The sequence below is a fragment of the Streptomyces fagopyri genome (genome assembly GCF_009498275.1).
Taxonomy (GTDB): Bacteria; Actinomycetota; Actinomycetes; order Streptomycetales; family Streptomycetaceae; genus Streptomyces; species Streptomyces fagopyri.
This window is the reverse complement of sequence record NZ_CP045643.1, coordinates 6,929,517-6,943,989: the sequence shown is the minus strand read 5'-3', so window position 1 is coordinate 6,943,989 and position 14,473 is coordinate 6,929,517. Positions and strand designations below refer to the sequence as shown.

11 protein-coding genes are annotated in these 14,473 nt (G+C 70.3%); 1 reads left to right on the top strand and 10 read right to left on the bottom strand.

Annotated elements, in window-relative coordinates; all coding sequences use genetic code 11:
- Nucleotides 1-347: 347 nt before the first annotated feature.
- From GFH48_RS29970 to uvrC, 10 genes are all read right to left on the bottom strand, one after another.
- Nucleotides 348-683: an RNA polymerase-binding protein RbpA gene (locus tag GFH48_RS29970; RefSeq protein WP_003957010.1), complete on the bottom strand. Its 336-nt coding sequence runs from the start codon at nt 681-683 to the stop codon at nt 348-350.
- A gap of 235 nt (nt 684-918) precedes the next feature.
- Nucleotides 919-1,155: a preprotein translocase subunit SecG gene (gene secG, locus GFH48_RS29965; protein WP_228121025.1), complete on the bottom strand. Its 237-nt coding sequence runs from the start codon at nt 1,153-1,155 to the stop codon at nt 919-921.
- 97 nt (nt 1,156-1,252) lie between these two features.
- Nucleotides 1,253-2,029 carry a triose-phosphate isomerase gene (gene tpiA, locus GFH48_RS29960; protein WP_153291221.1) on the bottom strand — a complete coding sequence of 259 codons (777 nt, stop codon included), beginning with the start codon at nt 2,027-2,029 and terminating at the stop codon, nt 1,253-1,255.
- A 5-nt stretch (nt 2,030-2,034) separates the two neighbouring features.
- Nucleotides 2,035-3,246 (bottom strand): phosphoglycerate kinase, encoded by a 1,212-nt coding sequence (locus tag GFH48_RS29955; RefSeq protein ID WP_153291220.1) that lies wholly within the window; start codon nt 3,244-3,246, stop codon nt 2,035-2,037.
- Nucleotides 3,247-3,375: 129 nt separating this feature from the next.
- The gene (gap, locus tag GFH48_RS29950) at nt 3,376-4,386 is read right to left on the bottom strand and encodes a type I glyceraldehyde-3-phosphate dehydrogenase (protein ID WP_153291219.1); all 1,011 of its coding nucleotides are present in this window, start codon (nt 4,384-4,386) and stop codon (nt 3,376-3,378) included.
- Nucleotides 4,387-4,576: 190 nt separating this feature from the next.
- Complete coding sequence (locus GFH48_RS29945) at nt 4,577-7,534, bottom strand: M14 family metallopeptidase (RefSeq protein WP_153291218.1); 2,958 nt, start codon at nt 7,532-7,534, stop codon at nt 4,577-4,579.
- Between the two features lie 163 nt (nt 7,535-7,697).
- The gene (whiA, locus tag GFH48_RS29940; RefSeq protein ID WP_010987695.1) at nt 7,698-8,687 is read right to left on the bottom strand and encodes a DNA-binding protein WhiA; all 990 of its coding nucleotides are present in this window, start codon (nt 8,685-8,687) and stop codon (nt 7,698-7,700) included.
- Nucleotides 8,678-9,748: a gluconeogenesis factor YvcK family protein gene (locus GFH48_RS29935; RefSeq protein WP_153291217.1), complete on the bottom strand. Its 1,071-nt coding sequence runs from the start codon at nt 9,746-9,748 to the stop codon at nt 8,678-8,680. The genes whiA and GFH48_RS29935 overlap by 10 nt, the downstream gene beginning before the upstream one ends.
- Nucleotides 9,745-10,710 (bottom strand): RNase adapter RapZ, encoded by a 966-nt coding sequence (gene rapZ, locus GFH48_RS29930; RefSeq protein ID WP_153291216.1) that lies wholly within the window; start codon nt 10,708-10,710, stop codon nt 9,745-9,747. The genes GFH48_RS29935 and rapZ overlap by 4 nt, the downstream gene beginning before the upstream one ends.
- The gene (gene uvrC, locus GFH48_RS29925; protein ID WP_153291215.1) at nt 10,707-12,767 is read right to left on the bottom strand and encodes an excinuclease ABC subunit UvrC; all 2,061 of its coding nucleotides are present in this window, start codon (nt 12,765-12,767) and stop codon (nt 10,707-10,709) included. The genes rapZ and uvrC overlap by 4 nt, the downstream gene beginning before the upstream one ends.
- Before the next feature lie 740 nt (nt 12,768-13,507).
- Between uvrC and GFH48_RS29920 the strand changes: the two genes are divergently transcribed.
- Nucleotides 13,508-14,455, top strand: a complete 948-nt coding sequence (locus GFH48_RS29920) for a hypothetical protein (RefSeq protein WP_153291214.1) — start codon at nt 13,508-13,510, stop codon at nt 14,453-14,455.
- The last annotated feature ends 18 nt before the right edge of the window (nt 14,456-14,473 follow it).

Sequence of the window (14,473 nt, the reverse complement as noted above, 5' to 3'; positions counted from 1 at the left end):
AGCGCGACGGGGCCCGACCGGGACGGGAAGCCACCCGAACGGGGCGGCACCAGAACGGGACGCCACCCGGACGGGGCGAGGTCAAGACCGGACGGGGACGGCGACCCGCCGACTCACGGGCCCGGGGCCCGTGACTACCGCCTGCTCACGCGTGGCGGCGCCACGGCTACGCACCGCTCGCACACGGCACGGGCACGCGGTGCACCGGCATGGAAGGGGGCACGGGCACGCCGCCGGTCGTGCACGGCCTGAGGGCGCGCGGTCACGGGCACGACGATTCCGTACCCGGACGTGCTGCGAAACAGCTCCGGCCAGACACCCCTCGGTGTCCAGCCGGTTCACAACTCCTAGATCTCGCCCCGCAGTTTGGCGAGCGCCTCGGCGAGGATCGCCTCGCCGTCGGCGTCGCTGCGCCGCTCCCGTACGTACGCCAGGTGCGTCTTGTACGGCTCGGTGCGCGGCGGGTCCGGCGGGTTGTCCCGGTCCTGTCCGGCGGGAAAGCCGCAGCGCGGGCAGTCCCAGGTGTCGGGAACCTGCGCGTCGCTGGCGAAGCTGGGCTGCGTCTCGTGCCCGTTGGAGCACCAGAAGGAGATGCGCAGCCGGGGCGCGGACTCGCCACGCTCGGCCTCGCCCATCGGCCCCGCCCCGACCCGGCTTCCTCGGATCGCGTTGCCACTTGCCACGGTCGTAACTCCCTGCGTGATGGTGCCGCGAAGCGAGTCGGCGTGACGCTTCGCTGCGAGCGCCTCAGTCTACGTAAGGCCCAACGCGCGTCCAGTGATTGGAGTTGCACCCCACCCCTAGACGCAAGCCCCATGATAGGCCGCGCCCGCGGGCGCGTACCGGACATGGGGCCTTACGTGTGGATCGTGCTTGCGTACTGTGCGGTTGTGCGGCCGTACCGATGTCAGCCGTTGATCAGTTGTTGACCTTCATCAGGATGCCGAGCACGATGATGCACGCGAACCAGAGCAGACCGAGCACCACGGTGATGCGGTCGAGGTTGCGCTCGGCGACCGAGGAGCCGCCGACGGACGACTGCATGCCGCCACCGAACATGTCGGACAGGCCGCCGCCCTTTCCCTTGTGCATCAGCACCAGCAGCATCAGCAGCAGGCTGAAGACGATCAGGGCGATCGAGAACCCCAAAACCACGGCTGGACCAACTTCCTCGGAACTGGATGGACGACGGGGGTCCGGTGACAGTCACCAGACCCCCGCAAGGGTACGACGGATCGTCGCTAGCGCATACTCACTGGTCGCGGAAGCGGACGATCTTGACGAACTCGTCGGCGTCCAGGGACGCGCCACCGACGAGGGCCCCGTCGATGTCGGCCTTCGCCATGATCTCGGCGACATTGCCGGACTTCACCGAGCCGCCGTACTGGATGCGGACCTTCTCGGCCAGCTCCTGGGAGTACAGCTCGGCCAGACGGCCGCGGATCGCCGCGCAGACCTCCTGGGCGTCGTCGGCGCCGCAGACCTTGCCGGTTCCGATGGCCCAGACCGGCTCGTACGCGATCACGATCGACTCGGCCTGCTCGGCCGGGACGTCCTTGAGGCCGCCGTCCACCTGCGTGAGCGTGTGGGAGACGTGGTTGCCCGCCTCGCGGACCTCCAGCTCCTCGCCGACGCACAGGATCGGGGTCAGGCCGTGCTTGAACGCGGACTTGACCTTGGCGTTGACGATCTCGTCGGTCTCCGCGTGGTACTGGCGTCGCTCGGAGTGACCGACGGCCACGTACGTGCACTTCAGCTTGGCCAGCATGGGGCCCGAGATCTCGCCGGTGAAGGCACCGGAGTCGTGCGCCGAGAGGTCCTGGGCGCCGTACTTGATCTTCAGTTTGTCGCCGTCGACCAAGGTCTGCACGGAACGCAGGTCGGTGAAGGGCGGCAGGACGGCGACCTCACAGGCGTCGTAGTCCTTGTCGGCCAGGGCGAAGGCGAGCTTCTGGACGTGCGCGATGGCCTCGAGGTGGTTGAGGTTCATCTTCCAGTTGCCCGCCATCAGCGGCGTGCGCGTGCTCATAAGGGTCAGTCCTCCAGTGCGGCGAGGCCGGGGAGCGTCTTGCCCTCGAGGTATTCGAGGGAGGCGCCGCCACCGGTCGAGATGTGGCCGAATGCCGTCTCGTCGAAGCCCAGGGTGCGGACGGCCGCGGCGGAGTCGCCACCGCCGACCACCGTGAAGGCCGGGGAGTCGAGGAGGGCCTGGGCGACCGCCTTGGTGCCCTCGGCGTAGTCGGGGTGCTCGAAGACGCCCATCGGACCGTTCCAGAAGACGGTGGCCGCGTCGGCGAGTTTCGAGGCGTACAGGGCACCGGTCTCGGGACCGATGTCGAGGCCCATCCCGTCGGCCGGGATGGCGTCCGCGGCGACGGTCGTGGGGTGGGACGGGGCCTTGGTCTTCAGGTCCGGGAACTGCGCCGCGGTCACGACGTCGACCGGGACGACCAGTTCGACGCCGTTCTTCTCGGCGCGCTCGACGTACTCGGTGACGGCGGCCAGCTGGTCGTCCTGGACGAGGGAGGCGCCGATCTCGTAGCCCTTCGCCTTGAGGAAGGTGAAGGCCATGCCGCCGCCGATGAGCAGCCGGTCGGCCTTGCCGAGCAGTTCGTCGATGACGGCGAGCTTGTCGGAGACCTTCGAGCCGCCGAGAGCGACGACGTAGGGACGCTTGACGTCCTCGGTGAGCCTCTTCAGGACGCCGACCTCGGTGGCGATGAGGTAGCCGGCGTAGTGCGGCAGACGGGCCGGGAGGTCGTACACGGAGGCGTGCTTGCGGTGCACGGCGCCGAAACCGTCGCCCACGTAGACATCGGCCAGAGCGGCGAGCTGGTCGGCGAACTCGCCCCGCTCGGTGTCGTCCTTGGACGTCTCGCCCGCGTTGAAGCGCAGGTTCTCGATGACCGCGACCTGGCCGGGCTCCAGGGCCTTGACCGCGTCGTGGGCGGCGGGGCCCACGGTGTCCTGGGCGAACGCGACCGGGGCGCCGAGGAGTTCGGCGAGGCGCTCGGCGGGCTGCAGCAGGGAGAAGGCGGGGTCCGGGGCGCCCTTGGGACGGCCCAGGTGGGAGGCGACGATCACCTTGGCGCCCGCTTCGGCCAGCGCCTTGACGGTGGGCAGGACGGCGCGGATGCGGCCGTCGTCCGTGATGAGGCCGTCGGCCAGCGGCACGTTCAGGTCGGCGCGGACGAAGACCCGCTTGCCGTCCACGCCTTCGGCGATGAGTTCGTCGATCGTCTTCATGAAGGGACTCCTAGGAAGGCTCTTGAGATCCGGGAGGGCTGATCGATCCGTACGCGAGACAGGGCTCGGACAGCGCGGCCTTGCGCTGCCCGAGCCCTGTGCTCACATCGAGGTGCCTTGCTCCGTGACTTAGAGCTGGTCGCCGACGAAGACCGTGAGGTCGACGAGGCGGTTGGAGTAGCCCCACTCGTTGTCGTACCAGCCGAGGATCTTCACCGAGTTGCCCTCCTGGACCATGGTCAGGGAGGAGTCGAAGGTGCAGGAGGCCGGGTCGCCGACGATGTCCGAGGAGACGATCGGGTCCTCGGTGTAGGTCAGGTAGCCCTTGAGGTCGCCGTCGTCGGAGGCCTTCTTGAACGCGGCGTTGACCTCGTCCTTGGTGACCTCGCGCTGCAGCGTCACGACCAGGTCGGTGGCCGAGCCGGTCGGGACCGGGACGCGCATCGCGATGCCGTCGAGCTTGCCCTTGAGCTGCGGGAGGACCAGGGCGGTGGCCTTGGCGGCACCGGTCGTGGTCGGGATGATGTTCTCGGCGGCGGCGCGGGCGCGGCGCAGGTCCGAGTGCGGGAAGTCCAGGATGCGCTGGTCGTTCGTGTACGCGTGGACCGTCGTCATCAGGCCCTTGACGATGCCGAAGTTCTCGTCGAGCACCTTGGCCATCGGCGCCACACAGTTGGTGGTGCAGGAGGCGTTGGAGATGATGTTGTGCTGCGCCGGGTCGTACTTGTCCTGGTTGACGCCCATCACGATGGTGATGTCCTCGTCCTTGGCCGGAGCCGAGATCAGGACCTTCTTGGCGCCGCCGGCGATGTGCTTCTCGGCGTCGGCCTTCTTGGTGAAGATGCCCGTCGACTCGATGACGATGTCGACACCGAGCTCGCCCCAGGGGATGTCCGCGGGGTTGCGCTCGGAGAGCACCTTGATGGTGTGGCCGTCGACGGTGATCGTGTCGGCGGTGTGCGACACCTCGGCCTTGAGACGGCCCAGGATGGTGTCGTACTTGAGCAGGTGAGCGGTGGTCGCGGTGTCACCCAGGTCGTTGACAGCCACGATCTCGATGTCAGCACCCTGCTCCAGCAGCGCGCGGAAGTAGTTACGACCGATGCGGCCAAAGCCGTTGATGCCTACGCGGATCGTCACGAACCGATCTCCTCGTTGGTACGCCGGCTCACGTGCCGGCGAGTTGTATGGGATGTCCCCGACCGCCTAGAACCCTACCTCCCTGAGACGTCTGGAGTGACATTGAGATGCCCCATACACGGCAGGGTGTTCCGTACCCACCAGTAGGGGTACGGAACACCCTCGATGTTGACGAGGCAGTCGCCCGGAATCAGCTCTTCAGAGCCGTGAGCGCCTTCCCCAGGAGTGCCGCGCGGTCGGCCGCCGCGGTGACGTGCTCCAGGCCGAAGCCCAGCAGCACGGTGTCACCGGTGGTGATCCCCCCGTACGTCTTGAACAGTTCTCCGTAGCGCGCCCAGTCCTTGAGGACGGCCGGGCTGCCCGGGGGCGGTCCGGCGGCGCTCCAGGGGCCGAGGGACGTCTCGTAGCCCTCGGTCTCGGTGGCCGTCCCGGCGACGACGAGGGAGGTGTCGTCGGCGAGGACGCCGTGGCCCCCGCTGCTCGGGTCGGTGATGTAGCTCAGGGACACCTCCACCGACTTCCCGGCGTACGCGCTCAGGTCGAAGGCGACCTGCTGCCAGCCGCTGGAGGCGCCGGTGAGACTGTTCCAGGCGCCGCTGGTACCGGAGTTGGCGCAGCCGGACGCGTTGACGGTCAGGTAGTGCTTGAGCCAGGGGTGCTCGTGGACCAGGAACCCGGCCTCGCACTCCGCGGGCACCTCGCCGCTGGTGGCGCCGCCCGCCTCGGGCAGTGTCGTCCAGTCGTCGGCCCCGATGGTGTGGATCTCGACGATCGCGTGGTCGTAGCCGGGCTCCGTGTCCCACAGGAGTTGGGTGCGCAGCGCCGGCTTTGCGGCGGCGCTGACGCCGGTGAGGTCGATGGTGCGGGTGAGTCGCTTGTAGGCGTCGTCGGTGTGCACCGCGGCGGCCATGAACGAGCCGGCGTAGGGCCCGTAGGGGTTGACGGTGCCGGCGAACTGGCCGGCGCCCGCGCTGGAGGCGAACTGCGGGTACTGGGCGGCGGGCAGCGAGTCCGAGGTGACGCCGTAGGTGCCCGCGGTGTTCAGCGGGTTGCCGGGCGCGTTCCCGAGCGCCCCGGTGAATCCGGCGAGCCTGCCGGAGCCGGTGAAGCCGTTGGCTCCCGGGGTGGACGTACGGGAGTAGGCGCCGAGGTAGTACTGGCTGAAGTCGTTGGAGAGGTTGCCTCCGCCGAGGTCGACGTTGCCGCCGGCCTGCTCGCCCGCCTCGATCAGCTTCCCGCCCTCGTTGAGGAAGGCGCGCAGCTGGACCTGGGTGGCGTTCGCGGGCCGTACCGCTCCGGTGTAGTGGACGACCGTCCTGAAGTGGTCGAGCACGCCGAGCGCGTCGGGCGCGCCGAGGGTGGCCACGTCCCAGACGAGGGACTTCTTCCCGTTGGCCTTCAGGGCGTCGACGTACGCCTGGGACTGTGTGGCGGCCGCGCCCTCCTCGGCGACGACGAGGGTGTCGGCCGCGGGCCGTTCGGCCACGGTGTAGGTGAAGTGCGTGCTGGAGGTCTTCTTGCCGCTCCTGGTCTCACCGGTGAACCAGACCTCGACCTTGTCGCCGCGGTCTCCGTCCTTGACCTTGGCGCGGTACTCGTCGAAGTAGAGGTTGTCCGCGCCGCCGTAGGTCTCGCCGCCGCGCCAGGGCCTGAGCGTCATGTCGTGCGTTCGGCCGCCGTTGACGCGGTACTTGAGCTCCTTGTCGCGCACGGACTTGCGGACGACGACGGAGACCTCCTGGTCGGCCCCGCGGGAGTACGACGTGGTGAACGTGGCGGGGGTGAAGTCGGGCGCGTCGATGCCGACCGAGGAGACGGGCTGGTCGGGGTGGGCGGCGGACTCGGCGACGGAGAGCGCGAACGGGACGTTCTTCTCGAACTCCTGCTCGATCAGCTTCTTGTCGTCCGGGAAGGTGAAGACCGAGGCGCAGTCCGCCGCGTTCCAGGCGTCGTTCGGGTCGAGGTTCGACGCCGTCTGGCAGGTCGACATCTCGGGGGTGAACATCGCCATGCCGTTGACGTTGCCCGCGTGGCCGTCCGCCTCACCGTTGGTGGTGTAGAGCTCCGAGGAGACCTGCGGGTGGTATCCGGGGATCGCCGAGTTCTCGGGGGTTCCGGCGAGCGACTTGTAGAGCACGTCGTCCGGGGTCGGCGTCGCCACCTGCCAGCCCACTCCGTAGAGGAGCAGTTCGGCCGCGGAGTGGTAGTTGATGCCGTACCTGAAGCCGACGCGCTTCTCGAAGGCGTCGAGGGCCCTGGTCTCGGGCTCGGAGTTGGGGCTCGCGCCGCGGTAGGTCTCGCTGGTGGGGTTGGGGGACGAACCCTCGTCGTCGTAGCCCCACTTGTAGGCGAAGTTGCGGTTGAGGTCGACGCCGTCACCGGTGGAGATGGCGCCGTCGCCGTTCACGTCCCGCAGGTTCTTGCGCCACTGGCGCTCGTCCTCGCCCTTGAACGTGTAGTCGTAGCCGTCCGGGTTGGCCGACAGCACGAACCACAGTTCGGTCGAGTCCACGATCTTCTTGACGCGCTTGTCCGTGGAGTAGTTGTCCAGGTAGTAGTGCATCAGGCGCCGGGTCATCTCGGGCGTGATCCACTCGCGGGCGTGCTGGTTGGACATGTAGAGCACCGACGGCTTGGAGCCGTCCTTCGTCTTCTTCGCGCCCTTGGTCAGCTTCAGCGCGAGGATGTCCTGGCCGTTGAGGGTCTTGCCGATGGAGACGACCTTGGTGAGGTCGGGATGGGCCGCGCCGGTCCTGACGATCTCCTCCTGGAGATTGCCCTTTCCGCTGTACGGCCGGAACACGCCCTGGGCCGCGCCCTCGACGCGCGCCTCGGTCCTGGCCGAAAGTGTGTGCTCTTTGAGCTCGACGCCCTGCTTCTCCAGCTTCCGGGCCTGCTTGTCGGTCAGATAGACCTCGACCGCGCTCTTGCCGTTCTTCGCGCTCTGGTCACCGAGTTCGTGGCCGTCCTGCCCGGCCGCGAGCAGCAGGGGTATCTGCTGCTTCGTGACCTCCGCGTGGAACACCTTCACGGCGTTCACGTCGGGTTCGGCCGAACTCCCGTTCTGCGCCTGGGCGACGGGCGCCATGCCCGCGCCGCCCAACAGGAGTGCGCCCGCAGCGAGGATCGCTCTCGCTCTTCGTCTCATGAGCCCCCCTTGCATGTGTCCGCCACAGTGGCGAACAGATGCCAGGCTCATGACACTTCATGGTCAAGTCAAGGGTGCCTCACAGACAGGCAAACGCCGGTGCCGATGTCCCAAGTGGGCATCGGCACCGGCGTGTTGGAATTCTGGCGGCTCATCGGGCCGGTCAGCCCGCGAGGTTGTCCGCCATCTCCTCGGTGAGGTTGGACTCCGTACCCGGGATTCCCAGGTCCTGTGCCCGTTTGTCGGCCATGGCCAGCAGCCGCCGGATACGGCCCGCGACGGCGTCCTTGGTCAGCGGCGGGTCGGCGAGCGCGCCCAGCTCCTCCAGGGAGGCCTGCTTGTGCTCCATGCGCAGCCGTCCGGCCGCGGCGAGGTGTTCCGGCACCTCGTCGGCGAGGATCTCCAGGGCGCGCTGCACGCGCGCCCCGGCGGCGACGGCCGCGCGCGCGGAGCGGCGCAGGTTGGCGTCGTCGAAGTTGGCGAGCCGGTTGGCCGTGGCGCGGACCTCGCGGCGCATCCGCCGCTCCTCCCAGGCCAGCACGGACTCGTGGGCGCCGAGGCGGGTCAGCAGCGCGCCGATCGCGTCCCCGTCCCGTACGACCACCCGGTCCACGCCGCGCACCTCGCGGGCCTTCGCCGCGATCGACAGCCGGCGGGCGGCGCCGACCAGTGCGAGCGCGGCCTCCGGGCCCGGGCAGGTCACCTCCAGCGAGGAGGAGCGGCCCGGCTCGGTCAGCGAGCCGTGCGCCAGGAAGGCTCCCCGCCAGGCCGCCTCCGCGTCGCAGGTGGCCCCCGAGACCACCTGCGGCGGAAGGCCCCTGATCGGGCGTCCACGGCCGTCCACGAGCCCCGTCTGGCGGGCCAGCTGGTCGCCGCCCGCCACGACGCGCACGACGTAGCGGGAGCCGCGGCGCAGCCCGCCGGGCGCCATCACGATCAGTTCGGAACTGTGGCCGAAGATCTCCAGGATGTCCCGTTTCAGCCGACGTGCCGCCATCGCGGTGTCGAGCTCCGCCTCGATCACGATCCGGCCGCTCACCAGGTGAAGGCCGCCCGCGAACCGCAGAATGGCGGAGACCTCCGCCTTTCTGCAGCAGGTCCGGGTGACGGGAAGCCGGGAGATCTCATCCTTCACCGCTGCCGTCATCGCCATGGGCCGATCCTTCCATGCATCCGAAAAATACGGTCGTACGCGGCGGCCAACAGCTCCGGGTCGTGCCGCGGAGATCCATCGGTCCGGGCCACCGGCGCCAGCTCGACCGCGGCGCCGAGCCGCTTGGCGGCATCGGTCAGTGAGTCGCGGTCGGGCACGGCGGCCTCGTCGGCCAGCACCACGTCCAGGGCGAGTTTAGGGGCGTGTCGTCCCAAAACCTCCAAATGACGCTGCGGAGAGAAGCCCTCGGTTTCTCCGGGCTGCGGGGCGAGGTTCAGGGAGAGTACCCGGCGGGCCTTCGTCTGCGTGAGGGCATCCAGCAGCTCGGGGACGAGAAGGTGCGGGATCACCGACGAGAACCAGGAGCCGGGACCCAGCACCACCCAGTCCGCGTCGAGGACGGCCGCCACGGCCTCGGGGACGGCGGGCGGGTCGTGCGGCACGACGTGCACGGACTGCACCTCGCCCGGGGTGAGGGCCACGGTGGCCTGCCCGCGGACCGTATCGACCTCGTCGGGTCGCTCCGGCCGGTGCCCCTTGACCAGGGCCTGCAGTTCCAGGGGCACGGCCGACATGGGCAGCACCCGGCCGTGCGCGCCCAGCAGCCTGCCGACCAGGTCCAGGGCCTGGACGTGGTCGCCGAGCTGTTCCCACAGGGCGACGATCAGCAGATTGCCGACCGCGTGCTCGTGCAGGTCGCCCTTGGACTGGAAGCGGTGCTGGATGACGCGGGCCCAGGTCTGGCCCCAGTCGTCGTCGCCGCACAGCGCCGCCAGGGCTTTGCGCAGGTCACCGGGGGGAAGCACGCCCAGCTCGTCGCGCAGGCGGCCGCTGGAGCCGCCGTCGTCGGCCACGGTGACGACGGCGGTGAGGTCCCCGGTGATCCGCCGCAGCGCGGCGAGCGAGGCGGACAGGCCCATGCCGCCGCCCAGGGCGACGACCTTGGGCTGGGCACCGCGACGGCGCGGCTTCGCGCCGCGCGCCTCGGCGGGCCTGCCGCCCTGTCCCTCCGCGGTGATCCTCCGCAGCCTGCTGAGCCGCAGTGCGGCACGTCCCGTCATTCGCGTCCCATGTCCCGGTGGACGACCACGGTCTCCACGCCCTGCGAGGCGAGGCGGGCGGCGAGCTTCTCGGAGGTGGCGACGGAACGGTGCTTGCCGCCGGTGCAGCCGACCGCGATCGTCACGTAGCGCTTGCCCTCGCGGCGGTAGCCGGCGGCGATCAGCTGGAGCAGCTCGGCGTAGCGGTCGAGGAACTCCTTGGCGCCGGGCTGGTTGAAGACATAGGCCGCCACCTCCTCGTTGAGGCCGGTGTAGGGGCGCAGCTCCGGTACCCAGTGGGGGTTCGGCAGGAAGCGCATGTCCACGACGAGGTCGGCGTCCACGGGGAGGCCGTACTTGAAGCCGAAGGACATGACGGTGGCCCGCAGCTCGGGCTCCTCCTCGCCGGCGAACTGGGCGTCCATCTTGGCGCGCAGCTCGTGGACGTTCAGGCTGGAGGTGTCGATGACCAGGTCGGCGTCGCCGCGCAGCTCGCGCAGCAGCTCGCGTTCGGCGTCGATGCCGTCGACGATGCGGCCGTCGCCCTGGAGGGGGTGCGGGCGGCGCACGGACTCGAAGCGGCGCACCAGGACCTCGTCGGAGGACTCCAGGAAGACGATCCGCCGGGTGACGTGCTTCGACTCCAGGTCGGCGAGGGACTCGCGGAGGTTGTCGAAGAAGCGGCGGCCGCGTACGTCGACGACGACCGCGATCCGGGCCACGTTGCCCTGGGAGCGGGCGCCGAGCTCCACCATGGTGGGGATCAGGGCGGGCGGCAGGTTGTCCACGACGAACCAGCCGAGGTCCTCCAGGCACTTGGCCGCCGTCGACCGGCCCGCTCCGGACATCCCGGAGATGATCACCAGTTCGGGGATGGCGGTGTCGGTGGCCGTCTCCGTCGTCGTGTCTTCCTGTGTTCCCTGTGTCGCGTCGGCGCCCTGCGGGGCGTCCTCTTGTCGGTCCTGTCGTTCGTTGTCGCTCATGTCTCCTGCCCCCGTCGCTCGTACGAGGCGCCCGCGGACACGGACTCCTCCGGGGAGTCCGGAGTCGTCCCGGGCTCCCCGTCTTCCATGATCTCTCCAGTCGCCGTGTTCACGGCGGGTGCGGCCGGAGCCGCCTGGGCGAGGGCCACGGCGATCGCCTCGGCCGTCTTGCGGCCTATGCCGGGAATCTCGCAGATCTGGTCGATTGTCGCGGATCGCAGCTTTTTCACAGAACCGAAGTGCTTGATCAGCGCCTGTTTGCGTGTCTCGCCGAGGCCCGGGACCTCGTCCAGCGGGCTCGCCTTGAACCGCTTGGCCCGTTTGGCGCGCTGGTAGGTGATGGCGAAGCGGTGGGCCTCGTCACGGACGCGCTGGAGCAGGTACAGGCCCTCACTGCTGCGCGGCAGGACCACCGGGTCGTCGTCGTGCGGCAGCCAGACCTCCTCCAGCCGCTTGGCCAGGCCGCAGACGGCGATGTCGTCGATGCCCAGCTCGTCGAGGGCCCTCCGGGCGGCCGCGACCTGCGGCCGGCCGCCGTCGACGACGACCAGCTGCGGGGGGTACGCGAAGCGCTTGGGGCGGCCGTCCTCCTCGGTGAAGGAGTGCTCCCCGTCGCCCGCCCCCTCGGACTCGCCGTCCGTCCATTCGCCGGTGCGCTCCTTCTCGGCGAGGTAGCGCCTGAACCGGCGGGTGATCACCTCGTGCATGGACCGGACGTCGTCCTGGCCCGCGAAGCCCTTGATCTGGAAGCGGCGGTACTCGCCCTTGCGCTGCAGTCCGTCCTCGAAGACCACCATCGACGCCACCACGTCGTCGCCCTGGAGGTGCGAGATGTCGTAGCACTCGATCCGCAGCGGCGCGCTGTCCAGGACGAGGGCCTCGGCGATCTCCTCCAGGGCCCGGGAGCGGGTGGTGAGGTCGGAGGCGCGCTTGGTCTTGTGCAGGGCGAGCGCCTGGAGCGCGTTGCGCTGCACGGTCTCCATGAGCGCCTTCTTGTCGCCGCGCTGCGGGATGCGCAGGGAGACGTTCGACCCGCGGCGCGCGGCGAGCCACTCCTGGACGGGCTCCACCAGGTCGGGCAGCGCCGGGACGAGCACCTCCTTGGGGACGGTGTCGCCCGTCTCCTCCCCGTAGAGCTGCTGGAGCGCGTGCTCGACCAGGTCACCGGTGGTGACGGCCTCCACCTTGTCGGTGACCCAGCCGCGCTGCCCGCGCACCCGGCCGCCGCGTACGTGGAAGATCTGCACGGCGGCTTCCAGCTCGTCCTCGGCGACGGCCATCAGATCGGCGTCGGTCGCGTCGGCGAGGACGACCGCGTTCTTCTCCATGGCCTTCTTCAGGGCCTCGATGTCGTCGCGCAGACGGGCCGCCCGCTCGTACTCCATCTCCTCGGCCGCGTCCGTCATCCGCTGCTCGAGGCGGCGGATGTACGTCCCGGTGCGACCGGCCATGAAGTCGCTGAACTCCTCGGCCAGTTCGCGGTGCTCCTCGGCGGTGACGCGCCCGACGCAGGGGGCGGAGCACTTGCCGATGTACCCGAGCAGGCAGGGCCGACCGGTGCGGGCGGCGTTCTTGAACACGCCGGCGGAGCAGGTGCGCACGGGAAAGACGCGCAGCAGCAGGTCCACGGTGTCGCGGATCGCCCACGCGTGCCCGTACGGCCCGAAGTAGCGCACGCCCTTGCGCTTGTGGCCGCGCATCACCTGGACGCGCGGGAACTCCTCGTTCATGGTCACCGCGAGGTAGGGGTAGCTCTTGTCGTCGCGGTACTTGACGTTGAACCGGGGGTCGAACTCCTTGATCCAGGAGTACTCCAGCTGGAGCGCCTCGACCTCCGTGGACACCACCGTCCACTCCACGGACGCCGCCGTGGTGACCATGGTGCGGGTGCGGGGGTGGAGGTTCGTCAGGTCCTGGAAGTAACTGGCCAGGCGCTGGCGCAGGCTCTTCGCCTTCCCGACGTAGATCACCCGGCGGTGCTCGTCGCGGAACTTGTACACCCCTGGAGAGTCCGGGATCTGTCCCGGCTTGGGGCGGTAGCTGGAGGGGTCGGCCATGCCACACACCCTACTGGCGCGGGGTGACACCGTGACGGCCTCCCGGCCCGTCTGTGGACGAACCGGGCGGCGCCCGGGGCCCCGGCCGGGACGCCGGGAACGCGGGGGCTCGGGGGCGCGGAGGCGCGGAGGTACGGAGGCGCGAAGGTACGGAGGTACGGGGGCGCGGGGGCATGGGGCGCGGGGGCACGGAGGCAGGCACGGGGAGCCCCGAGGATGCCGGGGCGCCCCGAACGCCGGACACGCGGCCGCGAGGCCGGGGCGGGGCGGGCCGTTTCGGGACGGGACGGGGCGGGGCGGGGCGGGGCGGGGCGGGGCGGGGCGGCGGTCCAGGATCGGTACCGGAAGCCGGACGGCACCCGGGCCGGTGCCCCTGAGGCACCCGACCACGACCGTGACGCGCTCCCGGCGATCCGCCGCCGACCGTGACCGGCCCGGCCCGCGCGTTCCCGCCGAAGTCGGCTCCGGCCGGACGTGCGCCCGGGAGCTCCTCGGCCTCCCCCGGCCCTGTCGGCGGGCCGGGCGGTCGCGGCGGACGAACGCATCCGCGCCACGGGGCCCGCCGTGTTGGGCATCAGGTGTTGTCGGGACTTGGTCAACACGCTTCAATGCGGGGGAACTCGGGGGCGTGGACGGCGACAGGCGCGTGTGAACCGGACCCACGCGCCGGCCGAGCGTCCCCGGGAACCCTCACGCGACGGTCTGACCAGCCGTTGTGAACTCCACAGAAAGGCCCCTGCATGCGGCACGGCACACAGCACGCGGACGTCGCCACGGCGGAACTGGAGACGGCCCTCGCGGGCGGCCCCTTCCATATCGCGCTGCGCGCCGCGATCACCGCACGCGGCCTGCCCCTGCAGCGCGTCCAGCACCATCTCTCGCGGTACGGGGTGAAGGTCGGGGTGACCAGTCTGAGCTACTGGCAGCAGGGGGCGCGACGCCCGCAGCGCCCCGAGTCGCTGCGAGCCGTACGCGCCCTGGAGGAGATCCTCCAGCTCCCCGACGAGTCCCTGATCCGGCTCCTCACCAGGGCCGACGAACGCTCCGAACCGCAGCGTCCCGGGGGCCGCTCGTACCGTTCCCTGGTGGAGGCCTCCGGTGTCCTGGAGGAATTGCTGGCGGAGCTGGAGTCGACGCTCGACGGCGGACTGCACACGATCGGCCACCACGAACGCGTGCGGATCGGCGCGCACCGCGAACTCGTGGCCCGCGAGTCACAGCACATAGTCCGCGCCCACAGAGACGGGGTGGACCGCTATGTGGCCATCCACCATGGCGATCCGGGCTGCGCTCCTGACCGCACCGGGGTCCACGCCCTGGAGAACTGCCGTACGGGCCGGGTGCGATGGCACCGTGACACCGGGGTGCTGGTCGCCGAGCTGCTCTTCGACACCCGGCTGCGCGCCGGCGACACGTTCCTCTTCCGCTACGCCTTCGAGGACGGCACGGCGGGCGCGTCCAGCGAGTACGTGCGCGGGTTCAGCTTCGCGGGCGGGCAGTACGCCCTCCAGGTGGGCTTCGCCGAGGACGCGCTGCCGGTGCGCTGCCACCGCTTCACCCAGCACTCGCCCGCGGCACCTCGCAGCGGTCGCCAGGAGCTTCCGCTGAGCGGGCACCACCGCTCGGTGCACCTCGTCGAGCCGCGGGTGCGGTCGGGCATCGTGGGGATCGGCTGGGACTGGGAGTGATCCGGTCGCCGCGTCCGC